Annotated in this window: 22 protein-coding genes, 1 pseudogene and 1 riboswitch; of the genes and pseudogenes, 16 read left to right on the top strand and 7 right to left on the bottom strand. The window is 62.5% G+C overall.

Annotated elements, in window-relative coordinates; translation table 11 throughout:
• Window positions 1–200: hypothetical protein (locus tag L610_RS20365; RefSeq protein ID WP_210246022.1), on the bottom strand; the 200-nt coding region annotated here is incomplete at its 3' end.
• Window positions 201–593: 393 nt separating this feature from the next.
• Window positions 594–938, bottom strand: a complete 345-nt coding sequence (locus tag L610_RS15510) for a DUF6634 family protein (protein WP_144706143.1) — start codon at window positions 936–938, stop codon at window positions 594–596.
• A gap of 489 nt (window positions 939–1,427) precedes the next feature.
• Window positions 1,428–1,515: riboswitch (glycine riboswitch) on the top strand.
• Window positions 1,516–1,809: 294 nt separating this feature from the next.
• On the opposite strand from L610_RS15510, the gene L610_RS15505 reads away from it, so the two are divergent.
• The 4 genes from L610_RS15505 to L610_RS15490 all read left to right on the top strand — a co-directional run bounded on the left by L610_RS15505 (window position 1,810) and on the right by L610_RS15490 (window position 6,018).
• Entirely contained in the window at window positions 1,810–2,496 is a 687-nt protein-coding gene (locus L610_RS15505; RefSeq protein ID WP_051473411.1) for a L,D-transpeptidase, read from the top strand.
• 14 nt (window positions 2,497–2,510) lie between these two features.
• Window positions 2,511–4,166, top strand: a complete 1,656-nt coding sequence (locus L610_RS15500) for a penicillin-binding protein 2 (protein ID WP_186441517.1) — start codon at window positions 2,511–2,513, stop codon at window positions 4,164–4,166.
• Between the two features lie 218 nt (window positions 4,167–4,384).
• Window positions 4,385–5,296 (top strand): bifunctional GNAT family N-acetyltransferase/nucleoside diphosphate kinase regulator, encoded by a 912-nt coding sequence (locus L610_RS15495; protein ID WP_024850011.1) that lies wholly within the window; start codon window positions 4,385–4,387, stop codon window positions 5,294–5,296.
• A gap of 134 nt (window positions 5,297–5,430) precedes the next feature.
• A complete protein-coding gene (locus L610_RS15490; protein ID WP_186441515.1) occupies window positions 5,431–6,018 on the top strand; it encodes a BA14K family protein in 588 nt (195 codons plus the stop codon).
• A 64-nt stretch (window positions 6,019–6,082) separates the two neighbouring features.
• Here L610_RS15490 and L610_RS15485 read toward each other — a convergent pair.
• Window positions 6,083–6,873: pseudogene (locus tag L610_RS15485) on the bottom strand (phytanoyl-CoA dioxygenase family protein).
• A 416-nt stretch (window positions 6,874–7,289) separates the two neighbouring features.
• Between L610_RS15485 and L610_RS15480 the strand changes: the two are divergent.
• From L610_RS15480 to L610_RS15465, 4 genes are all read left to right on the top strand, one after another.
• Window positions 7,290–7,718, top strand: coding sequence for a YeeE/YedE family protein (locus L610_RS15480; protein WP_024847649.1), 429 nt, complete (start codon window positions 7,290–7,292; stop codon window positions 7,716–7,718).
• 1 nt (window position 7,719) lies between these two features.
• Complete coding sequence (locus tag L610_RS15475; protein WP_144706141.1) at window positions 7,720–8,136, top strand: DUF6691 family protein; 417 nt, start codon at window positions 7,720–7,722, stop codon at window positions 8,134–8,136.
• A gap of 217 nt (window positions 8,137–8,353) precedes the next feature.
• Entirely contained in the window at window positions 8,354–8,617 is a 264-nt protein-coding gene (locus tag L610_RS15470; protein WP_245263674.1) for a hypothetical protein, read from the top strand.
• Between the two features lie 3 nt (window positions 8,618–8,620).
• On the top strand, window positions 8,621–10,432 hold the full coding sequence (locus tag L610_RS15465; RefSeq protein ID WP_144706139.1) for a monovalent cation:proton antiporter-2 (CPA2) family protein: 1,812 nt from the start codon (window positions 8,621–8,623) through the stop codon (window positions 10,430–10,432).
• 2 nt (window positions 10,433–10,434) lie between these two features.
• Here L610_RS15465 and L610_RS15460 read toward each other — a convergent pair whose 3' ends face one another.
• Complete coding sequence (locus L610_RS15460) at window positions 10,435–11,088, bottom strand: glutathione S-transferase family protein (RefSeq protein WP_024847646.1); 654 nt, start codon at window positions 11,086–11,088, stop codon at window positions 10,435–10,437.
• Between the two features lie 264 nt (window positions 11,089–11,352).
• On the opposite strand from L610_RS15460, the gene L610_RS15455 reads away from it, so the two are divergent.
• The 3 genes from L610_RS15455 to L610_RS15445 all read left to right on the top strand — a co-directional run bounded on the left by L610_RS15455 (window position 11,353) and on the right by L610_RS15445 (window position 13,646).
• Window positions 11,353–12,126 carry an amino acid ABC transporter substrate-binding protein gene (locus L610_RS15455; RefSeq protein WP_144706137.1) on the top strand — a complete coding sequence of 258 codons (774 nt, stop codon included), beginning with the start codon at window positions 11,353–11,355 and terminating at the stop codon, window positions 12,124–12,126.
• 78 nt (window positions 12,127–12,204) lie between these two features.
• Window positions 12,205–12,885: an ABC transporter permease subunit gene (locus tag L610_RS15450; protein WP_024847644.1), complete on the top strand. Its 681-nt coding sequence runs from the start codon at window positions 12,205–12,207 to the stop codon at window positions 12,883–12,885.
• Complete coding sequence (locus L610_RS15445) at window positions 12,882–13,646, top strand: amino acid ABC transporter ATP-binding protein (protein WP_024847643.1); 765 nt, start codon at window positions 12,882–12,884, stop codon at window positions 13,644–13,646. The genes L610_RS15450 and L610_RS15445 overlap by 4 nt, the downstream gene beginning before the upstream one ends.
• A 4-nt stretch (window positions 13,647–13,650) precedes the next feature.
• Here L610_RS15445 and L610_RS15440 read toward each other — a convergent pair whose 3' ends face one another.
• From L610_RS15440 to L610_RS15430, 3 genes are all read right to left on the bottom strand, one after another.
• Complete coding sequence (locus tag L610_RS15440) at window positions 13,651–15,129, bottom strand: aminotransferase class V-fold PLP-dependent enzyme (RefSeq protein ID WP_144706135.1); 1,479 nt, start codon at window positions 15,127–15,129, stop codon at window positions 13,651–13,653.
• A 30-nt stretch (window positions 15,130–15,159) separates the two neighbouring features.
• Window positions 15,160–16,245, bottom strand: a complete 1,086-nt coding sequence (gene cysK, locus L610_RS15435; protein WP_024847641.1) for a cysteine synthase A — start codon at window positions 16,243–16,245, stop codon at window positions 15,160–15,162.
• A gap of 72 nt (window positions 16,246–16,317) precedes the next feature.
• Window positions 16,318–16,827 (bottom strand): cupin domain-containing protein, encoded by a 510-nt coding sequence (locus L610_RS15430; RefSeq protein ID WP_084465826.1) that lies wholly within the window; start codon window positions 16,825–16,827, stop codon window positions 16,318–16,320.
• A gap of 109 nt (window positions 16,828–16,936) precedes the next feature.
• Here L610_RS15430 and L610_RS15425 point away from each other — a divergent pair, with 109 nt between their 5' ends.
• From L610_RS15425 to L610_RS15410, 5 genes are all read left to right on the top strand, one after another.
• On the top strand, window positions 16,937–18,466 hold the full coding sequence (locus L610_RS15425) for a hypothetical protein (protein WP_371713064.1): 1,530 nt from the start codon (window positions 16,937–16,939) through the stop codon (window positions 18,464–18,466).
• Window positions 18,467–18,509: 43 nt separating this feature from the next.
• Complete coding sequence (locus tag L610_RS20900) at window positions 18,510–18,980, top strand: hypothetical protein (RefSeq protein ID WP_371713063.1); 471 nt, start codon at window positions 18,510–18,512, stop codon at window positions 18,978–18,980.
• A gap of 92 nt (window positions 18,981–19,072) precedes the next feature.
• Entirely contained in the window at window positions 19,073–19,453 is a 381-nt protein-coding gene (locus tag L610_RS15420; RefSeq protein ID WP_144706133.1) for a hypothetical protein, read from the top strand.
• Between the two features lie 53 nt (window positions 19,454–19,506).
• Window positions 19,507–20,127 carry a copper chaperone PCu(A)C gene (locus L610_RS15415; protein ID WP_024847637.1) on the top strand — a complete coding sequence of 207 codons (621 nt, stop codon included), beginning with the start codon at window positions 19,507–19,509 and terminating at the stop codon, window positions 20,125–20,127.
• A 59-nt stretch (window positions 20,128–20,186) separates the two neighbouring features.
• A complete protein-coding gene (locus L610_RS15410) occupies window positions 20,187–21,926 on the top strand; it encodes an alpha/beta-hydrolase family protein (RefSeq protein ID WP_051473120.1) in 1,740 nt (579 codons plus the stop codon).
• Window positions 21,927–21,932: the final 6 nt, after the last annotated feature.

The raw sequence follows: 21,932 nt of genomic DNA, 5'->3' as shown, positions 1-21,932 counted from the left end.
TCGAACTTTTCGACTGCTGCAAAAGCCTTGTCGGCACGATCTTCAAGAAGCCAGGCAAGTTGCGGGACCACGCTGTCGTTCATCCGTCCTCGCGGACAAGATGTCCGGAGGCAGTTCAGAGCCGAAAACCCGTTCGACTTCAGGTCGAACGTTCGGCAATCGTGTCGAAAGGCACACCGCCCAAAGCGGCCGATGCCCATCAACGATTGCTGGTTATTCGCAGGCTCATGGTGAACTGCTCCCGTAGCAGACCGTCTGGGACCCACTCCCAGAAAGACTGGACGGGCTGGATATACCAACGTCAGAAGAAATGCCAGAGGAGAAAAGGAAGCGACCAGCAATCCTTGAACTAAGGTAAACGCTGCAGCCGAAACTCAAACAAGATCGAGGCCAGAAGTCCGGCGTAGTCCGAATCCCGCCTCTACCTCGGTCTTATTGGATCGATCGTTTTACCTGTTTCCACAGGCTAGACGTAAAGCAGATCCCTGGTCTTGAGGGTAAGGAAAAGCAGAGAAGTGCGAGCTGCTCCGCGACGCGCCATGCGAGGGGTCACTCGGGAACGTCTTCCAACTGCAGCTCCATGGGTACGCGCTTCAAGAATGCAGGCCGGCATTCCCGAGGGGTTTTCCCAGTCGGTACCAGCGCGAGAGTGTTCGGGCCCACTTGAGATCCGCTGAGACCAGCCAGAGATCCGATGTCATGATCGGTCGGTCCGTCCCCAAAAGTAACGGATGTCCGCTTGCAAGCCCGACGAGACAGCCTGCCGGACGCTCCGAGATGCTCCACTGATCAAGAAGCGGGGATGGTCCTCCTACAAGTTCTTCGACAGGCGTGCCCTGGCCGATGCGCTCCATGTCGGCTGCAAGCGCACGAATGCGATTGAGTGAAGTCTCATAAGCATCCCCTTGGTCAGGAGAACGAGGGTCGAACTTCAGCATTCAAAAATGTTCCTTCTGTTAGCGTGTGAAGCTCCGCCGAGCCCTGATCGGCACCTAAGCCAAGGGCTCGTCGTGTCCATTGCCGATTGCTATGCCGTCGGCTGTTGCCCTTGGTCGTTGGCGCCCGACGCGCGACCGCAAGAACAAGCGTCACGCGTCTTGCGTCGTGGCGAGGCCGAGTGCCGTCGCAGAGAATTACAGCCTACTTCAGGGAGGACCACTTTTCAGGGGGCAGACCAAGTGCGCAAGGTCACACCGATGTTCCGCTGCACCAGCAGACTGCCGTCCTGGCAAGCCGCCGTTGTCCCGTCGTGTGTGATCTGGCGCTCTGGTCGCGAGCCCACATTTCATAGTCGACGCTGTCCCATCGCTCGTGGGTGCTACCGCGGCACTACGAGAACTTCTGATTGAGGGGACAGCTCCGCTCCGGTGTGAACGGTGTGTTCGCCCGAGTTTGGTTGCAGTCGTCTTTGCCGCGCGGGTATGTCTTTGGGACAAGCGGGAGAGAGTCGGCCAACCGACCGCCGAAGGAGCAACCGCCCCGGAAACTCTCAGGCACCCGGACCGCTTGCTGTACAACACTCTGAAAAGCGGAGCGGCAGCTCCCGCCCACGGTGTAAGCTGAGACTGCCCGAAGCAGCTTAGCGATACTCTCAGGCCAATGACAGAGGGGGCTCCAACGCCAACGCATGGCGTGCCCCTCGGAGCCTGACTTGACCCTGAATTGCTACGCGCAGTGACGCGCTGAAATCACGCCCTTCGACAAATCCTGGAATCTGCCCCTTGCAGCGCGAGCCTGGGGGGGGCGGCCACCATCGACGCGCCGCTACGCAGAAGGCGTCGAGCGTCATCAATTTAGACAGGACGTTACATGACCAGACCTCGCCCCATCGACCGACGACTGTTCTTAGGAGGAGCCGGAGGTGTCCTCGGGCTAGCTTTGTCCGGCTGCACCACTACCCCCTTTCCGGGCTCCGAAGAGATTATCCCAGCACCACCGCCCCCGGAATTTTCCGACGACGTCATCCTGATGTATCGGGCGCTGCCCGAGGAGCGCTTTCCCATCCCGGCGGTGGACCTTACACGCCTCGACCCCGCGTTTGTTCGGGCGGTCGTCGACTACCCGACCCAGGAAGTACCCGGGACGGTCATTGTCGATACGCCTAATCGGTACCTCTACCACGTCCATGATGACGGATCCGCCACGCGCTACGGGGTAGGAATCGGCAGAGCGGGGTTTGAATGGTCTGGACGAGCGCATATCGCATACGGACGCGAGTGGCCCGTGTGGACACCACCCGCCGATATGATCGCCCGCCAACCGTCCCTCGAGAAATGGCGGCACGGTCAGCCGCCTGGGATCGACAACGCCCTTGGCGCACGCGCGCTCTATATCCATCAGGGCAATCGGGACACGCTTTACCGTCTGCATGGAACTGGTGAGGCGCACACGATAGGCAAGGCAATCTCATCAGGCTGCGTGCGGCTCCTGCATCACGACATCATTCACCTCTACCGGGAGGTAAAATGGGGCTCCCCGATCGTGGTCCTGGTCTAGGGGAGCTGCAGCCAATGCCGTTGCCGCGACCAAATCCACGCCGCGAGGTGAAGCAATCACGCACCCGCATTGTCGTCCTGATCTTCGCACTGGCTTATGTCACCATCACAGCAAGGCTGGTTCAGTACGGTATTGGAGAACCTGCGGCGTCTGGGGCTCCTGTTGGGCTGGTTGCGGCTCACAGGCCTGCGATAGTCGATCGCCATGGACGGAAGCTTGCGATCGACCTGAAGACCTACTCGCTGTTTGCAGAACCCCGGCGGATTGTCGATGTAGATGACGCTATTGAGCGCCTTCGCACAGTGTTTCCAGACCTCGATGTGCGGGACCTGCACGCCAGGCTTTCGGGGGACCGTGGTTTCATCTGGTTGAAGCGTCACCTCTCGCCTCAGATGCATAACCGGATCATGACGCTTGGTATTCCGGGTATCGGGTTCAGGTCCGAGATCAGGCGCTTCTATCCCGCGGGCCGCACCACGGCACACGTCGTCGGTCTGACGAACGTCGACAACCTCGGCACGTCTGGGCTGGAGAGATGGATAGACACGCAAGGGTATCTCGAGCTTCGCGATTTCGGACTGGGCGGCAGAGGCAGGTTTTCCCCGGTTGAGACATCGATCGATCTGAGGATCCAGCACGCCGTCCATGATGAACTCGCCAGGGCCATGGTGCAGTACGAGCCGGCAGGTGCTGGCGGGCTCGTACTGAACATCAAGACCGGCGAAATTCTGGCACTTGTATCTCTGCCGGATTTTGACCCCAACTCGCCCGTTGAGGCGCATCTAGAGGATCGCCTGAACCGAATGTCGGGAAGCGCCGCGGAAATGGGGTCAATCATAAAGACCTTCACCACCGCAATGGCCATCGAGAAGGGTCGTGCAACGCTCAGTACGGTCTATGACGCGTCCAGCCCGCTGGCGGTGGGGCGGCAACGGGTCCGTGACTACTACGGCAAGAACCGCCCGCTCACTCTCGAGGAGGTGTTTCTTTATTCATCCAATATCGGATCTGCGCTGGAAGCGCGGGCAGTCGGCATCGAGGAGCATCGAAATTTTCTGAGAAGCGCCGGACTTCTCACCAAGTTGCAGTTGGAGCTTCCCGAAGTGGCCACCCCGCGCGAGCCAGCCCGCTGGAGCTCCGCGACATCCATCACGGCGTCATTCGGACACGGCTTTGCGACCACCCCGTTGCAGACGGCCGCGGGAATAGGCGGCATTCTGAACAACGGAATTTTGGTGAGCCCGACACTGATCAGGCGTGGCGAGGAAGATGCTAAGGCAGTATCGAAACGGATCGTGAGCGACCACACGAGCGAGATGATGCGGTACTTGTACCGGCTAAGCGGAATGAAGGGGTCGGGGCGTCACGCTGCGGTGGCTGGGCTCAATGTGGGCGGCAAGACAGGCACCGCGGAGAAAGTCATCGCGGGTCGGTACGCGAGGAACCGAAACTACAATGTCTTTGCGGCCGCCATGCCGATGCACGATCCGGTTTACCTCTACCTCGTCGTCATCGATGATCCGAAACCCAAGTCATCCACCCGAGGTCTGACGGCTGGCGTCACTGCGGCTCCGGTCACGGGGAATATCATTCGAAGGACCTTCGGGTTCCTTGATGTCACGCCGAGTTTTGGCACGTCCTTCCAACCCCATGAGGAAAATGTGGGTTAGTCGATGACGTCGGCGGCGTCGAAGATGAGCCGACCTCTAAGCCGAATGAGAGGATCCAGTTAAGGCACCGCCGGAGGTGAGACTCCGACAAGGCTTTTTCTCCTTGGACTTTCGTGGCGGACTTTGCTAGGCACCCCGTTCATTCAATCAGTAACCTGAAAGAACCAGCACGGCTGCCACCGTGACAGGCTTTCATTCTTGCGACCACGGTGGCGAAGATGAAGAGGCCTTTTGTATCGTTACGTCCGGAGATTACCCGGACGCATGCCCTGACCCTGATGAACTGGCTGGAAGATGACCGTGTCACTCGCTACCTGAGCGATTCACGCAGCGTCTCCCGTTTCATCTCACAGGCCGTTGATCGATCACCGATGCCGATCCTGACGCATCTGTTCAACCAGGGCGGCCGCTTTTTCATGGTCTATAACGTCGACGACCTGCCCGTGGGCTTCGTCCGCCTGATCAAGACGGGTCCTGAATGTGAAATCGTCCTCGCTATCGGTGACCACGATAACTGGGGCCGTGGACTGGGCACCAGCACCATTCGCGAGGGACTGAAGCTCGCCTTCCTCGACATGAGGGCCGATAGCGTTGTCGCGAAGATTCACCCGGCAAACACGCGCTCCCTGAAGGGGTTTGAGCGCTGCGGTTTCCATCTCAAACAGGAAACGCTAACACTCAATTCGCTGTCGCTAACCTCCGGACGCTACCTGCAGCTCTTGCGGGCTGGTGCGATGACTAACCACGCCAACATTTACGTCACTGAGTTGGACAAGACCCGGCTGGAGAACCTGCTGGAACTTGAGATCGACACGCCAAACATCGAGCTCGAGCACGAGATCGAGAGAGCGATCGTCGTCGACCCACTAAGCGTTCCCGAGGACGTTGTAACGATGAACTCGAAGGTCGTGCTGCGTCTCGACGGGGAACAGGAGAATGTGGCGCTTGTCTATCCGCAAGATGCAGACAACCGGTCGAGGAAACTGTCGATCCTGTCCGACATAGGCACCGCTATCCTTGGCTATCAGGAAGGGGATGCCTTCGAATGCATCGTGGCAAATCGTACCCGACGGATTCAGATTGAGAAGATTGTCTATCAGCCGGAATCTGCCGGCGACTTTCATCTGTAAGCGCCGGGCATAAGCGGCGGCCTGTAGCGCTAGAACCGGATGGATGGCCGCATGCGCGGCTGGAGTGCGAAGTCCTTCGGAACTTAGGTTGGAAGTTCTGCATTCTGCAATCGACATTCAGCAGGATGGGAACGATGAAATACCTTCTAGCGGTCGTTGGCGGATTTGCCTTCACGAGTTGTACGTTTGCAGGTGGCGCGGCGATGGCGATCGTGCATCTCAGTACCAAACCGTCGGAGAGCAGCGCGAGGGTTGATTCCACATCAATCGAATTTCCGCTTCAGCCTGTGAAGGTGGATGTTGCGTCCCAGAATTATGAGCGCATCGGGCAATCGGCGTCCTCTGCCTCCACCAATACGCCGGGTGAAGAGGTCGAGACAGATACGGATCTCCTAACGACCGCCGCCCTGCCTGAATCCGACGATGAAACCATCCTTAGCGAGGAGCATGTAGCATGGTGTTCATCGAGGTATCGATCGTACCAGGTGGCGGATAACAGCTATCAGCCCTACCGTGGTGGTCGCCGTGAATGCCTGTCACCCTTCTTCAAGGTCGCCAAAGTCGAAGATGATGAAACGTATCAGCTGGCAGCTTCGCAGGAGGCTGATCGGCCTCTGACGTCCGACTTTATTGCCTCTTGCATGTCCCGTTACCGCTCATATCGAGTTGAGGACAACACATATCAGCCCTATGGCGGCGGCCCGCGGGTGCAGTGCGAATGAAAGAGCTGCGGCCAGCTGCCGTAGGTTTCGGGGCTACGCGCGGTAGCCCCGAAACCTACGGCGATTAGATAGTCATCCCAATTGCCTGGCGGATAGCCACTTGTACCGGAGATGGCGGCAGGGCGCGATCGAACTCGCCTTTCGGCAGGAGTGCCGGTTGCGCCATGAAGCGCGGCCGCTCCCCCCGGTGTGGCTGTGCGGCATGGACCAGAAAAGGGTGGCAGAGATAGACTGTGCCCGCCGTGCCTGTCGCCAGTTCCACCTTACAACCTCCGTGGAGGCGTGGCCATTCGCAGACAATTGTCTGAGCGTTGCGCCCGCTTCGCCGTAGGGGAGTAATTCCCGTGCGATGTGGGCATGGGAACCCACCCGAATTCTCGTGGGTGCATCGTCCGGGCCGACATCCGAAAACAGGAACAGCATCAGCAAGGCGCGTCCGCTGCTCTTCACGTTGGCACGCCATTCCATGAAATCAGGATTGTCGGTGCCGAAGCTCATGTCCACATGCCAGCCATCGTCACCGGGCATTTCCGGAGAGGGAAAGCGGATCGGAAAGGTTCCGAGGCCCTTGGGGGCAAGCCAGCGGCCTTCGCCAGCAAGCTGGTTGTAGGCTTGATGAAGGCGCGGCGTTTTGGCGGCTTCGATGAAGGGGGGCGAAGCCTTGAACCCCACCCAAACAACGGGATGAACCCATTTTTCGGGCTCATCCGGCGACAGACCTATATCGGCCCACAATTCGTCCCTGCATTGTTTTGCGAGATCGACGCTGAAGGCATTTTCGATTTTGACGAAGCCATCGTCAATGAAGCTTTGGACCTGGTCGGAAGTCAGGCCGACATGCTCGATTTTGGGCATTACACGTTCTCCGTGCGGATACCGCGTCAAGCGGAACCGTTTGATCTGAATGGCGCCAAAAGCGCGTGAACGACTGAAAGTCGTTCAGATCAGCGGAAAGAACGTGGACATAAACATCATGCGAGAAAGGATAACCAAAAGCGCGAACGTGAACAAGGCGCCCCGCCGGACACGTCTAAGCTGACACGCCGTTAATTGCGATAAAACGATTGCGATCTTTTGTAATTGATGTAAGGGTATCTACCCGGCTCGCGCCGCAGCAAGGGAACGATCACGCCTCCTGCTGTGTGGATCCGCCTAGCCCCGGTGTCGGCGCGAGGTGGTGCACCAGTTCACTCAGCACCATGCGGAGAGTTCAGTGACCTCCGGATGGATCAACCCGCAGCGCAGCCATCACCTCATCAAGGATAGAACCGATGACCGAATTCACCCCCTTTGCCTCGCTCATCGGCGGCGCGATGATCGGCCTGTCAGCCGTGCTGCTGATGCTCTGGGAGGGCCGGATCGCCGGCATTTCCGGCATCGCCAGCAGGTTGCTTTCGCCCTACCGCGACGGCGGCTTCCTCTCGCGCTTTGGCTTCATCCTCGGCATCATCGCCGCCCCGCTGCTGCTTTCGTGGTCGAGCGGGGACGCAATCCGCCAGACGATCTCCTCGAACATTCCGCTGATGATCGGCGCCGGCCTGCTCGTCGGCTTTGGCACGGTCTGGGGCAATGGCTGCACTTCAGGTCACGGCGTGTGCGGTCTGTCGCGCCTGTCGGTGCGCTCGCTGGTTGCCACGCTGATCTTCATGGCGACAGCGTTCGTCACGGTCTTCATTGTCCGTCACGTGATCGGAGGCTAGAATGTCGTTCCTCGTCAACCTCGCCCTTGGCCTTCTATTCGGCGCAGGACTGGTGGTGTCGGGCATGGCCGATCCCGCCAAGGTGCTCAACTTCCTCGACCTCTTCGGCACATGGGATCCGTCGCTCGCCTTCGTGATGGGCGGGGCCGTGCTGGTCGCCTTCGTCGGCTACGGGCTGGTGCTTCGCCGCGACCGGCCTGTCGCGGCCCCCAGCTTCAGCGTTCCGGCGGGCAAGGACATCGACGCTCGCCTGATCGTGGGACCTGCTCTCTTCGGTATCGGCTGGGGCCTTGCCGGCTTCTGCCCCGGCCCGGCCATCGCCGCGCTTGGCCTCGGCGCCCCCGGCACCCTTGCGTTCCTGCCCGCAATGTTCCTTGGCATGTGGACCGCGAGATTGGTGGCAGAAAGAGCGAGATGATCTCGCTCATCCTCCCCCTGCCGCGCGGCGACTGGGGCGCAGCAACGCGGGCTGAGACCCGGCCGGCACTCCCGCGGGGCCCGCCTTCGCCGGACGCTATGATTCCCCTTCCCCTACCCGTTCCAGCGTTACAACCGAAGATCGTCCCCCATTGGCAAAGCTGCCCATACACTTCAATACTAGCTAATATTCGCAAGTATGGAGGGGAGCCATGCACATGCTGCTCGTCATCACCGGAGGGGTGGTGCTTTTGGGCATATTCATGCTTTTCGGTCGGCTGTGGGGCGGGGATGCCGCCGGGATGACGGTGGCGGCACGGGTGTTCATCCCGGTTTGGCTGCTGGTCGCGCTCATCAATATGTGGGTCGGCGTTACGAAGGCGGGGTACACAGTCGGGCAAGAGCTGCCAATCCTGCTGGTGGTCTTCGCACTACCGGCCGCCATCGCGGCGATGCTTGCCTGGCAGCTGGTGCGGGCCTGAGCGATGGCCGCCGCCGAAACCGCCAGCCATGCCGCGGAAGCAGCCTCGCATAGTGGCTTCGACCTCATGCCTGTCGTCGTCCTGCTGGGCGCTGCCGTCATCGCCGTGCCGCTGTTCAGGCGGCTCGGGCTCGGTTCGGTGCTCGGCTATCTCGCAGCTGGCCTCGCGATCGGGCCGTTCGGCATCGGCCTGTTCTACGATACGCAAGCGATTCTGCACGTCGCCGAACTCGGCGTCGTCATGTTCCTGTTCATCATCGGCCTGGAGATGCAACCGTCGCGGCTGTGGGCAATGAGGGGCGAGATTTTCGGCCTTGGCCTCGCACAGGTCGGGCTCTGCATCGGCCTGCTCACGCTCGTCGGGCTCGCGCTCGGCTATCCGGTCGCCCAGAGCTTTGTCGCCGGCACGGGCTTCGTGCTGACCTCGACGGCGATCGTCATGCAGACGCTCGAGGAGCGGCGCTCGATCGGCCTGCCCAAGGGCCGGCGGATCGTTGCCATCCTGCTGCTCGAGGACCTCGCCATCGTGCCGCTACTGGCTTTGGTCGTGTTTCTGGCGCCCGGCGGCGAACACACGAGCCTGATCGACCGGCTGATGGCGGTGGGCATTGGCCTTGCTTCGATCGCCGGGCTTGTGGTTGCAGGCCTTTACCTGCTCGATCCGCTGTTCAGGATGCTGGGGCAAGCCAAAGCGCGAGAGGTGATGACGGCGGCAGCGCTGTTCGTCGTGCTGGGCGCGGCACTCGCGATGCAGCTTGGTGGCCTGTCGATGGCGATGGGTGCGTTCCTCGCAGGCGTATTGCTGTCAGAGTCGTCGTTCCGCCATCAGCTCGAGGCCGACGTCGAACCCTTCCGCGGCATCCTGCTTGGCCTCTTCTTCCTCGGCGTCGGCATGTCGCTCGACCTTGCGGTGATCGCAGCCAATTTGGGCCTGATCGCGGTTGCGGTTGCCGGTTACATGATCATGAAGATCATCGGCATCTATGCGGTTGCGCGGCTCTTCAGGGCGAGCCAACGGGAGGCGATCGAGCGCGCGGTGCTGATGGCGCAGGGCGGCGAGTTCGCCTTCGTGCTCTACTCGGCTGCCACCGCCGAAGGCATCATCAATGCCGAGGCGAACGCACTGCTTACAGCGACCATCATCGTCTCGATGGCCCTCACCCCGCTGATGGTGATCCTGCATGACCGGCTGATTCCGAAACCAGCCGTGTCGCTGGACGGCGTCGAGGCCCCGGAGGATCTTTCAGCCAGCGTGCTGCTGATTGGCTTCGGCCGGTTCGGCCAGATAGCCAGCCAGCCGCTGTTCGCAAGTGGATATACCGTCTCGATCATCGAGACGGATACGGTGGCGATCCGCGACGCGGCGGACTTCGGCTTCAAGGTCTATTATGGCGACGGCTCGCGGCTCGACATCCTGCATCCGGCGGGCGCGGAGGATGCGCACCTCATCATCGTTGCGATCGACGACCGCGAGGCGTGCCTGAAGATCATCGAGCTTGTGAAGGCGGAGTTCCCGCTGGTGCCGGTTCTGGCGCACTCGTTCGACCGCGAGCACGCGGCCGAGCTCGTCCATGCCGGTGTCGACTGGCAGATCCGCGAGACCTACGAGTCGGCGCTTGCCTGCGCCGAGCGGGCGCTCGAGCTGTGCGAGGTAGACGAAGAGGAACGCCGTCGCGTTATGGAGGATGTGCGCCGGCGCGATGCCGAGCGCTTTGCCATCGAGCTGACGGGCGGTGTCTATGACGATGCCGCGCGGCGGCTGGTGCGCGGCAATGCGCAGCGCAGCAAGGCCGAGATATCTCCCGACGCGAGGTGATGTCAGACCGCTGACGACGCGCGGAACAATTTGAGCTGGGAGGCAAAGGCCCGTTGGAACGCTGGACGGGCGCAGCCGCGTCCGATGTAGGCGACAAGTTCCGGGAACTCGCCGAGCATCGGCGAGCGCTCCAGCCGACGCAGCACCTCGATCATCATCAGGTCGCCTGCGCTGAACTCACCTTCCAGCCAATCGGAGTCGCCCAGCCGGGCGGAGAGATCGCGGAGCCGGATGCGGACGCGATCGTCGAGAAATGCGAGGCGCTCCTCGCTGTACCAGGGCTGCTCGCGCTCAACCAAAGGCATCTGCTCACGCTCGACGATCGGCGGCTCAATCGTGTTGAGGGCGGCGAACAGCCATGAGATCGCGCGGGCGCGTGCTATTGGATCGGCCGGCAGCAGGCCCGGATGCTTCTGCGCGATGTGAAGGACAATCGCTCCGGATTCGAACAGGACAAGACCATCCTCCTCATAGGTCGGGATCTGGCCAAAGGGCTGACGCCGGAGATGGTCCACCTGCTTCAACTCCGCAAAGGTCTGCGTGCGCACTTCGTACAGCTGTCCAACCTCTTCGAGCGCCCAGCGCACCCGCATGTCACGGGCAAGACCCCTGCCGCCATCCGGGCTGTTGGCAAAGACGGTGATGATCGGCGTCATGAAATCCTCCTTCGCCCCCTGTGAATTGAGAAGACGAACGGGCTCGGCGCGTTCCGACACCCGTCCCCGGATTTCCCTCCAGATGGCCCTCAAGCCGGGATGATACGCCCGAGCAATTCGCCGCGCGGTCGCCAGCTTCAGAAGAACAAAAATTCCCCTACGTGCTTTTCGGCAGATTGCGCATTCTTGTTCTACAGCGTGGCCGACCTAGATTTGGCAGCAGAAAATTTTTCCTGTTCCAGGGCGAAATCAACGGAGATTGCCATGAGCTGGCTGAAAGCAGTTGTCGTCGCAGGCGCCATCCAGGCACTTGCTGCCATTCCGGTCCATGCCGGCGAGAATTTCGATGCCATCAAGTCGGCCGGGGTCATCAAGATCGGCACCGAGGGCACTTATGCCCCTTTCACCTATCATGACGATACCGGCAAGCTTGTCGGCTTCGACGTCGAAATCGGCGAAGCAGTCGCCGAGCGCCTCGGCGTGAAGGCCGAGTTCGTCGAGGGCAAGTGGGACGGCCTGATCGCCGGCCTGGATGCCAAGCGCTACGACGTCGTCATCAACCAGGTCGGCATCACCGAGGAGCGCAAGGCAAAGTACGACTTCTCGCAGCCTTATGTCGCCTCGAAAGCGGCGCTGATCGTGCGCGAGGACAATGCCGACATCACCGATTTTGCCCACCTCAGCGGCAAGAAGGCGGCGCAGTCGCTGACCAGCAACTACGGCAAGATGGCCCAGGAAGCCGGCGCGGAGATTGTCGCCACCGATGGGTTCGACCAGTCGATCGCGCTTGTCGTTCAGGGCCGCGCTGACGCCACCCTCAACGACAGCCTGTCCTTCTTCGACTTCAAGAAGAAGCAGCCCAACGCGCCGGTGAAGATCGTGGCCACGCAGGGCGATGCGTCGGAGTCCGGCATCCTGATCCGCAAGGGCGATGCAGAGCTGGTGGACGCGATCAACAAGGCGCTCGATGAGATCAAGTCCGACGGCACCTACCAGAAGATCTCGGAGAAATATTTCGGCGAAGACGTGTCGGAGTAGCAAGCTCGCGTTTTCGGCGGCCTACCTTGCAGTTCTGCGCACGGCCCCGCTACATTGCCTGACAACGGAGTGATGGTCGTGCCGCACTGGCTGCAACTCATGATCGACTCGCTCGGCCCGCTTTTGTGGGCCGCGCTTGCATTTACCATCCCGCTCACGCTGCTGTCCTTCGCCTTCGGCCTGACGCTCGGCCTGATCGTGGCACTGATCCGCCTGTTCGGGCCCTGGCCGCTGGCGGCCATCGTGCGCTTCTATGTCTGGATCATCCGCGGCACGCCGCTGCTGGTGCAGCTTTTCCTGATCTTCTACGGCCTGCCGTCGGTCGGCATCCTGCTAGACGCGTATCCGGCCGCGCTGATCGGCTTCACGCTCAACATCGGCGCCTACTCCTCGGAGATCGTGCGCGCCGCGATCTCGTCGGTGGCCAAGGGCCAGTGGGAGGCCTCGTTCTCGATCGGCATGTCGTGGTCTCAGACCATGCGCCGGACGGTGCTGCCGCAAGCGGCACGGGTCGCCGTGCCGCCGCTGTCGAACACCTTCATCTCGCTGGTGAAGGACACGTCACTCGCCGCGGCGATCACCGTGCCGGAGCTGTTCCAGGCGGCGCAGCGCGTGGTGGCGGTGACCTATGAGCCGCTAATCCTCTATGTCGAGGCGGCGCTGATCTATCTCGTCATCAGCTCGGTGCTATCGGCGCTGCAGGCGCGGATCGAGCTGCGTCTCAGCCGCTATGGCGGGTTCATGGAGGCGCGGTCGTGATCGAGCTCAAGCAGATCGTCAAGAAATTCGGCGACCACACGGTGCTCGACCATGTGGACGTCACCTTCGCCGAAGGAAGCGTGACCGCCCTGATCGGCCCGTCCGGCGGGGGCAAGTCTACGCTGCTTCGCTGCATCAACCTGCTCGAGATCCCGACTTCTGGCTCGGTACGCATCGGCGATGAGAAGCTGGAATTTCATCCCGGCGCCAAGGTCGGCTGGGCGTCGGTCCAGAAGTTGCGCCGTCAGACCGGCATGGTGTTCCAGAATTTCCAGCTCTTCCCGCACCGTACAGCCATCGACAACGTCGCGGAGTCGCTGGTGACGGTGCTAAAATGGCCGAAGGAAAAGGCACTGCATCGGGCGCGCGAACTGCTCGACAAGGTGGGGCTGGCGCACAAGGCGGATGCCTGGCCAGCGACGCTGTCAGGCGGCCAGCAGCAGCGCGTGGCAATTGCCCGGGCGCTGGCGCCCTCGCCGCGTGTGCTCCTTTGCGACGAGCCGACGTCGGCGCTTGATCCGGAGCTTGCCGCCGAAGTGGTTGAGGTGCTGGCTCAACTGGCGCGCGAGGGCACGACGATGGTGATTGCGACGCACGACCTGCGCCTAGCCTCGACCATCGCGCAGGAGGCAGTGTTCCTCGAAGCTGGCTTGATCGTCGAAAAGGGCCCGTCGCGCGAACTGTTCAGCGCGCCGCAGCGCCAGCGCACACAGCGCTTCATTGCGACACTCCTGCAGAAGCCGGACGCGCACGTCACCTAGGCGGTCAGTGTCCAGCGGCGATGTCGCGGCCGAGCCGCAGCACCTCGTCGACGAGGATATCGATGTCGGGAACGCGGGTGCGGTGGTTGCAGATCGCGGCTCGCAGGCAGTGCCGACCCTGGATCGTCGTATCGGACAGCACAGCGGTGCCCTCCTCCTGCAGCCGCAGCATGATCTCGACGTTGAGTGCCTTGAGCTCGTCTTCGCCGCGGCCTCCGGGATCAAAGCGGAAGCAGACAATGTTGAGGGGCGCAGGCGCCATCAGGCGCAGTTCCGGATGCGCACTCACCTGCTCCGCCAGATAGTGAGCCTGCTGGATGTTCTGGTCGATCAGCCGGCCGAATTTCTTCGCCCCCTGCTGCTTCAGCGCCATCCAGACTTTTAGGGCGCGGAACCCGCGCGACGTTTGCGGGCCGAACTCATGCAGCCACTGACCGGAGGCGAGTCCGCGCGGCGAACTCTCGAGATATTCCGGCGTGGTCGCAAAGGCATTGCGGTGCGCGGCGGCATTCTTCACTAGCGCGCAGCCGATGTCGAATGGCGCGTGGAGCCATTTGTGCAGGTCGAGCGCAAGGGAATCCGCGCGTTCGATCCCCGCAATGAGATGGTGATGCGTGGGCGAGATCGAGAGCATCGCGCCGATGCAGCCATCGACGTGCAGCCACATGTTCTCTTCGGCCGCGAGATCGGCGAGTGCCTGCAGATCGTCGATGGCGCCCGTGTTCACCGCACCGGCATTGCCGATGATGCAGGCGGGTTCGAAGCCCGCGGCACGATCGGCGGCAATCGCAGCGCGGAGTGCGTGGACGGAGATCGTGAAACCGTCGTTCGACGCAATGCGGATCAGTGAGCGGTTGCCGAGGCCAAGCGCCTCAACCGCCTTGCGATGACAGCTATGGATCTGGTCGGAACCATAGAAGCGAAGCGGACGTGGCATGGCCGCAACGCCGAGTTCACGGACATCGATGCCCGCCTTCACGTTTCGCGCGACGGTGAGGCCAACCAGATTGGCAACCGAGCCGCCAGTTACCAGCGTACCGCTGGCGTCAGCCGGAAAACCGACCATTTCCTTGCACCAGTTGACTACCTGCTGGTCCATGAGGGCCGCTGCGTGGCGGCCGCCGCCGACATTCGAGCCCYGCATGGCCGCGAGGAAGTCGCCCAGCGCACCCGCTACATTGCCGGCGCCCATGTACCAGGCCCAGAAGCGCGGATGCACGTTGCCCATCGGATACGGCATCAGGTTGCGCAGGAGTTCATCGTAGACGTCTTCCAGCGGCTCTCCCTCGCGGGGAAGTGGCGTCGCGAAATGCGACGCCACCTTTACCGGCATTTCCTGCCAAACGGGCCGCTTGCGGACATTTCGAAGCCCGGCAAAAGTCTCGTCGACGATGCGGTGCGCAAGAGAGGCTGTTTCGGTCCAGTCTTCCGGATCGAGGGTTTCATCATCCAGCACAGCCGGCCGTTTGACGGTTACGTGCATGGCCGTATCTCCCTTGCTGCACCATCGCGTCTACGCTGCGAACTGGAATCCCGGTGTCGAGCGTGACAGCGCCATTTCCTCTTCATCCATGTCCGCCTCGATGCCATCGAAGAGCGGCGTCGAGAGGTAGCGCTCGCCCGTATCCGGCAGCATGCAGAGGATCACGGAGCCTTGCGGCGCCGCTTCCGCCACCTGACGGGCGACCGCGAAGGTTGCTCCACCGGAGATCCCGGTGAAAATGCCTTCCTGCCGGGCGAGCTCCTTCGCCCATGTCATTGCATCGGCGCCTGCGATCGGCCGGACCTCGTCATAGAGGCGCTTGTCGATCGCTTCCTGCAGGACGTTCGGGATGAAGTCCGGCGTCCAGCCCTGGATCGGGTGCGGTTCGAAGGCCGGATGGCTCGCCGCCGGTGCACCGGAGGCATCGCGCTGCTGGACCTGACCGCTGCCGAGGAGCTGCGCGTTCGCGGGCTCGCTGAGGACGATCTTCACTTCCGGTCGCTCGCGGCGCAGGACGCGACCGACGCCGGTGATGGTGCCGCCCGTGCCGTAGCCGGTGACGAAGTAGTCGAGCCGCGAGCTTGCGAAATCGTTGATGATCTCGCGCCCGGTCGTCGCTTCGTGGATGTCGGCATTGGCCTCGGTCTCGAACTGCCGCGCCAGGAACCAGCCATTGGCTTCAGCCAGTTCGACCGCCTTCTGGTACATGCCGAAGCCCTTTAGCGCACGTGGCGTCAGGACAACCTTCGCGCCCAGCATGCGCATGAGCTTGCGCCGCTCGATCGAGAAGCTGTCCGCCATGGTCACGACCAGCGGGTAGCCCTTCTGGGCACAGACGATCGCAAGGCCGATGCCCGTGTTGCCGCTGGTCGCTTCGACGACGGTCTGGCCGGGTTTCAGCACGCCGCGACGTTCAGCATCCTCAATGATGTTGAGGGCAAGGCGGTCCTTGACCGAAGAGGCCGGGTTGAAGAACTCCGCCTTCACGTAAATAGTCGCGTGCGGGACGCCGAGGCGGTTGATGCGGATAGTCGGTGTGTCGCCCACGGTATCCAGGATGGAGTCGAACAATCGGCCCCTCCCCGTGGTCGTACGAATTCCTGATTGCATTTCCATGTCACTCTCCCTGGGATACTTGTCGCTCATGCCCGCGGCCGCGGAGGCCACGGGCACGATGCGGGTGTGCGCTCAGTTGGTGCGCTTCTTGCGCGGGTCGTCCTCCGGGTTGACGTACTCGACGCCAAACGGGCCCATCGCGTTGATCTGGACGACTGTCTCCTCCTCCGTCCAGGCGTAGTGTGCCTCGCCTGTCGGAATCCGGACAAAGCTGCCAGGCGGCAAAGGTTCCGCCTTCGAGCGGTCATGCACTTCGCCCAACGCCATTGCGAAACCGCCGGACAGCACCGTCACGTGCTCTTCCTTCGGATGGCGGTGAGGCGGGATGTCGAAACCGGCCGGGAATTTCAGCCGCATCACGAACGGGCCTTCCTCAGCCGGATTGCCCATCAGTACCGCGAACTCGGCGCCCTGCGGCAGTGTCGGCGGGCCAGCCTTGTACTGAACTTCATCTGCCGGGACGACCTGATGGTGATTGTCGTGCGCGTCGATCGGCGTGGTGATGGCGGCTGCGGTCGCTGCTGCGACTGCGGCGATTGTCAGCGTCGGCATAGCCCTGCGGACCAGTGAGTACCTCTCCATTTCTTCCTCCATTCTCTCTTTTCGCTGAACCGGCAGGTCCGAAGGCTTCGCCCAAAAACGGAATGCAGCCGGTGATGTGTGGTGGTACTATCCGCCGGCGGGTGGGAGCATGGTTGCAAGCGTGGTATTGCGCATGGAAACGTCGCTCACCGACGCCCGTTCGCCTGCGATCCTGAAGATTTCCATGTTCGGCCAGCTGTCTGTGCAGCGGGACGGCTCGGTGCTTTCGCTGCCGCCATCTCGGAAAGTGCGGGCGCTGATGGCCTATCTGGCACTCGCAACTCGGCCGGTCGGGCGCAGCCGGCTGTGCGAGCTGCTCGGCGATATTCCGAACGATCCGAAGGGCGAGCTGCGCTGGTGCCTGAGCAAATTGCGCACCATTCTTAACGAGCCGGACCACCCGCGCCTCAGCGCGCGTGACGACATGGTGTTCCTCGACACGCAGCATTGCGACATCGACGCGGTGCGGATCGAAAAGGCGCTGTCGGCGCGCATCGAGAATGTCGGGCGCGAGGAGCTGCAGTCTCTGTGCGAATTGCTGCAGGGCGACTTTCTCGAGGGCCTGACCCTCAATCGCAGCCCGCAGCTCGACCACTGGCTGGAAATGCAGCGGCGGCGCTATCGCGGTGTGATGACCGCGCTCCTGGAAGCGTTGACGACGAAGTTGCTGCAGGAACCCGCCGCACTGCGCAGCTATGCGGAGAAGTGGGCGGAAGTCTCGCCCTTCGACCTGCGTGCGCACGCCCTTCTGCTGCGAGCGCTGCTGCAGACCGGACAGCCGGACCAGGCAGAGCGGCATCTTGCTGCCACCATCCGCCTGTTCGAGACGGAAGACATAGACCCAACGCCGCTTCGCTCCACTTGGGCAGAAATACGTAAGGGGCCGATCATCACCGTCCGGCCATCGCCGATCGGAAGGCCGGCTGCTCCAGAACACGAGCAAGAAATTACCACGCTCGAAGGCGCACCCCAGCGCGCGTCGCTGGCCGTCATGCCCTTCACCATGTCAGGCGAGTTTGTGGCCCAGGGCAACGTCGCGGCGGGCCTCACGAACGACATCATCAGCCGCCTCGCAAAACTGCGCAGCCTGTTCCTGATCGCCCGTGGCTCGGTGTTCGCGCTGGCCGAGAAAGGCGTGTCGCCGGAAGAGGCGGCGCGTACGCTGAAGGTCGACTATTTTGTCAGTGGCGTGCTGAACAGCCTGCCGGGCCGCCTGCTCGTCACGGTCGAACTTGTCGAGACACGGACGCTGCGCATCGTCTGGGCCGAAGAGTTCGACCTCAAGCACGACGACGCCTTCCTGCTGCTCGACCAGATCGGCGACATGATCGTCGCCTCGATCGCCAACGAGATCGAGACCGCCGAAAAGAACCGCGCGATCCTGAAACATCCAAATTCGCTGAATGCGTGGGAGGCCTATCACCGCGGCCTCTGGCACATGTACCGGTTCACCAGGGACGACAACGATCTCGCGCAGGAGTTCTTCCGTCGCTCGGTGGCGATCGACCCGACCTTTCGCGAGGGCGCACGCCGGCCTCTCCTTCACGCACTGGCAGAACGCCTTCCAGCGCTGGAAGGATCCGGATCAGGAGACGGGCCTTGCTCTCCATACGGCCGCGCGCAGTCTGATCGTCGATGACCATGACCCCGCCGCGCACTGGGCCATGGGGCGGGCGCTGTGGTTGCGCAACAGTCAGGATCAGGCGGTAGAAGAACTGCAGCGGGCGGTCGATCTCAGCCCCAACTTCGCACTAGGCCACTACGCCCTTTCCTTCGTTCTCTCCCAGTCGGGCGATCCGGGCGCAGCGATCGTCGCTGCCGATCATTCGCGGAGCCTCAGCCCCTTTGATCCGTTGCTGTTCGGCATGCTCGGCACGCGCGCCATGGCGCACGTGCGAATGGGGCAATTTGAGGAGGCCGCGGAATGGGCGGTCAAGGCGGCTGCCAGGCCAAACGCCCACATCATCATCCTCGCCATCGCGGCGCACTGCCTGGCGCTCGCGGGCCGCATCGAGGAAGGCCGTACCTTCGCCGCCACCATCCGGCAGTCGGCGCCGTCATTCACCGTCAACGACTTCCTGGCAACCTTCCGTTTCCCGCCGGAGACGGAAGCGCAGTTCCGGACAGCCGCGCGGTATATCGGCCTCGACTGACCAGCGGCATCTTTGACCGTTTGCGTGCACGCCCGCGGATGCTACCAAGTGACCCAGCGTCCGCATCGGGCGCACGAGGACCAAGTTTTACTATGCAACAGGCAGGCAAAAGACGAAGACGTGCAGCCACCGCGTTCGTCGCGGGCTACATGCTCGTGCTGCAGCTCCTGCTCGGCGGCTTCATGCTCGGCGCCGCCAATTCCGGCCCGATGATCGACGTGTTCGGCAACCCGCTCTGCATCACCAGCGGCGAGGTCAATCACGACGGCAGCAGCAATTCGGACCTTCCGGGCTGCTGCTTCGGCCCGTGCTCGATGTTCGCACCGCTTGCCGGTGGCGAGCCGCAGCAACTCGTCCTCGAAAACCCGCTGCCGCAGGTGGCAAGCATCCTGCGCCCGCAGGATGCGCAAGGTGATCCCGCTGCGGCCGACGACCTTCCGGGCAATCCCCGCGCTCCGCCTCTGTCTGCGTGAGAACCATCCACGCAGTCAGGCACCAGCCCGAATGGGCTAAAAGGAGCATTCACATGAAGAACTTTTCCCGCGCAGCCACCCGCGCTATCACCTTTCCCTTCCACCGCCGCAGCACGCTGATGCTGGGCCTCACCGTTGTTGCAACCTCGCTCATGCTTGCGGCCGCCCAGCCATCGCACGCGCATGACTACAAGGCCGGCGACATTGAGGTCGACCATCCCTGGTCGCGCGCAACGCCGCCTGGCGCCAAGGTTGCCGCGGGTTACTTCGTCATCAGAAACAAGGGCTCCGAGAGCGACCGCCTCGTCTCCGTTTCAAGCGAAATTTCCGCGCGCGGTGAAATCCACGAGATGAGCGTCAGCGCCGAAGGAGTGATGACCATGCGCCCTGTTCCGGCCGGCATCGAGATCCCGGCAGGCGGCGAGGTCGCGCTGAAGCCAGGCTCCTATCACCTGATGTTCATGGAGCTGAAGCAGGGGCCGAAGGAAGGCGAGCGCTTCAAGGGTGTGCTGACCTTCGAGAAGGCCGGCAGCGTCGAGGTCGAGTTCGCCGTCGAGGCCATGGGGGCCGGTGGCGGCCATGGCGGTGGTCACCCCGCCAGCCACGAGGGCCAGCATGGCGAACATGGCGCCTCTCACGACGACCATGGTGGCCACTCCGGACACGGCAACTAACAATCTCGACCTTCCGGTTTGCACTGGACACCTCATCGGCCCGCGGGCACAAAGATGAGATGGAACGAACCGGAAGCCGCCCTCCCGCATTCGCCGCCCTGCCGGTGGGCTGGCTGCGGCGCCGCATTGAGGGGCTTTCGGGCGTCGGCCTCGCGCTCGGGACGCTGTTCTTCGCAGCGTCCCTGACGCCCAGCCTGATCCCTCGAACCGCCCTCACACAGGGCGCGCTTGCCGGTGCCTGCTTTGGCGTCGGCTATCTGATCGGTGTCTTCTCGCGCTGGCTTTGGATCTACCTGGAGTTGCCGGCACCATCGCCCCGCCTTCGCCTAGTTACCAACTACATCATCGGCATCTTCTGCCTGTCGATAGCTTTGCTGTTCCTCTGGCAGGTTGCCGACTGGCAGAACTCGATCCGCACGCTGATGGACATGGAGCCGCTGACGAGCGGTCATCCCGTTACCGTCAGCCTCTACGCGCTCGCAACCTTCATCGTACTGCTTGTCATCGGCCGGGTGTTCGCGCTCGCCGTTTCGCGCTTTGCCCGCTGGACGCATCGCTACGTGCCGCGCCGCGTCGCCAACGTCGTCGGCGCGGCGCTTGCGATCGTGCTGTTCTGGCTGCTGGCTAACGATGTCCTGCTGCGCTCGGCCTTCTACATGGCCGATTCCTCGTTCCGCGAGTTCGACGCGCTGATCGAGCCGGAACGGCCGCAACCAACAGACCCAGCAAAGACCGGCAGCCCTGCCTCGCTCGTCGCGTGGAACCTCCTCGGCCGCGCGGGGCGCGAATTCATCGCATCCGGTGCCACAGCCGCCGACATTTCCGCCGTGTCAGGCAAGCAAGCGCTCGAACCGATCCGCGTCTACGTCGGCCTCGCTGCGGCGGAGACCGCGGAGGAACGTGCCGCACTCGCCCTTGAGGAACTCAGGCGCGTCGGCGGGTTTGAGCGCGAGGCGCTGGTCGTCGTCACCCCCACCGGCACCGGCTGGATCGATCCGGCTGCGCTCGATGCGGTCGAATACCTCTACCGTGGCGACATTGCGAGCGTTGCCCTGCAGTACTCCTACCTTTCCAGCCCGCTGTCGCTGCTGGTGCAGCCCGAATATGGCCGCGAGGCCGCGCGCGCGATTTTCTCCACCGTCTACGATTATTGGCGCACGCTGCCGAAGGATGCGCGTCCGAAGCTATACCTGCACGGCCTCAGCCTCGGCGCGATGAACTCCGAGCGCTCGCTCGAGCTGTTCGAGATCATCGGCGACCCGATCAATGGCGCGCTGTGGAGCGGCCCGCCCTTTGAGAGCCGCATGTGGCGGCAGATCACCGACGGCCGCAATCCTGGCAGCCCCGCCTGGCTCCCGGAATTTCGCGACGGCGGCTTCGCGCGCTTCATGAACCAGAACGGCCCGAACGTCGCAGTCGACGCGCCATGGGGCCCGACGCGTATCGTCTATCTGCAATATGCAAGCGATGCCGTGACGTTCTTCGACTATCGCGACCTATACCGCCAGCCTGCCTGGATGGCGGAGCCGCGCGGTCCGGACGTTTCACCAGAGCTGCGCTGGTATCCGCTGGTGACGATGCTGCAGCTTGCCGTCGACATGGCAGTCGCCGCCAGCACGCCGATCGGCCATGGCCACGTCTACGCGCCGCAGCACTACGTCGACGCATGGCTCGCGGTCACGGGAATCAGCGGCTGGACGCCCGACCAGCTGGCCCTCCTCAAGGCGCATCTGGCCGAACGAGCCGGCATGAACGAAAGTGCGGATGATGAAGCCGAACAATCAAGCCGGGGCGGATGACCGGCT

The sequence above is a fragment of the Aminobacter sp. J44 genome (assembly GCF_007829415.1).
In the GTDB taxonomy this organism is placed as follows: Bacteria; Pseudomonadota; Alphaproteobacteria; order Rhizobiales; family Rhizobiaceae; genus Aerobium.
Note: the sequence above shows the minus strand (reverse complement) of the source record. Positions and strands in the feature narration are given on the sequence as shown.

What these genes read in the sequence shown, in the direction of transcription:
- L610_RS15480 (WP_024847649.1), top strand. Translation starts at nt 7,290, where the DNA reads ATGACCGAATTCACCCCCTTTGCCTCGCTCATCGGCGGCGCGATGATC.
- L610_RS15460 (WP_024847646.1), bottom strand. Translation starts at nt 11,088, where the DNA reads ATGACGCCGATCATCACCGTCTTTGCCAACAGCCCGGATGGCGGCAGG.
- L610_RS15475 (WP_144706141.1), top strand. Translation starts at nt 7,720, where the DNA reads ATGTCGTTCCTCGTCAACCTCGCCCTTGGCCTTCTATTCGGCGCAGGA.
- L610_RS15430 (WP_084465826.1), bottom strand. Translation starts at nt 16,827, where the DNA reads ATGGAGAGGTACTCACTGGTCCGCAGGGCTATGCCGACGCTGACAATC.
- L610_RS15425 (WP_371713064.1), top strand. Translation starts at nt 16,937, where the DNA reads ATGGTTGCAAGCGTGGTATTGCGCATGGAAACGTCGCTCACCGACGCC.
- L610_RS15495 (WP_024850011.1), top strand. Translation starts at nt 4,385, where the DNA reads ATGAAGAGGCCTTTTGTATCGTTACGTCCGGAGATTACCCGGACGCAT.
- L610_RS15455 (WP_144706137.1), top strand. Translation starts at nt 11,353, where the DNA reads ATGAGCTGGCTGAAAGCAGTTGTCGTCGCAGGCGCCATCCAGGCACTT.
- cysK (WP_024847641.1), bottom strand. Translation starts at nt 16,245, where the DNA reads ATGGAAATGCAATCAGGAATTCGTACGACCACGGGGAGGGGCCGATTG.
- L610_RS15510 (WP_144706143.1), bottom strand. Translation starts at nt 938, where the DNA reads ATGCTGAAGTTCGACCCTCGTTCTCCTGACCAAGGGGATGCTTATGAG.
- L610_RS15505 (WP_051473411.1), top strand. Translation starts at nt 1,810, where the DNA reads ATGACCAGACCTCGCCCCATCGACCGACGACTGTTCTTAGGAGGAGCC.
- L610_RS15500 (WP_186441517.1), top strand. Translation starts at nt 2,511, where the DNA reads ATGCCGTTGCCGCGACCAAATCCACGCCGCGAGGTGAAGCAATCACGC.
- L610_RS15490 (WP_186441515.1), top strand. Translation starts at nt 5,431, where the DNA reads ATGAAATACCTTCTAGCGGTCGTTGGCGGATTTGCCTTCACGAGTTGT.
- L610_RS15410 (WP_051473120.1), top strand. Translation starts at nt 20,187, where the DNA reads ATGGAACGAACCGGAAGCCGCCCTCCCGCATTCGCCGCCCTGCCGGTG.
- L610_RS15470 (WP_245263674.1), top strand. Translation starts at nt 8,354, where the DNA reads ATGCTGCTCGTCATCACCGGAGGGGTGGTGCTTTTGGGCATATTCATG.
- L610_RS15420 (WP_144706133.1), top strand. Translation starts at nt 19,073, where the DNA reads ATGCAACAGGCAGGCAAAAGACGAAGACGTGCAGCCACCGCGTTCGTC.
- L610_RS15415 (WP_024847637.1), top strand. Translation starts at nt 19,507, where the DNA reads ATGAAGAACTTTTCCCGCGCAGCCACCCGCGCTATCACCTTTCCCTTC.
- L610_RS15465 (WP_144706139.1), top strand. Translation starts at nt 8,621, where the DNA reads ATGGCCGCCGCCGAAACCGCCAGCCATGCCGCGGAAGCAGCCTCGCAT.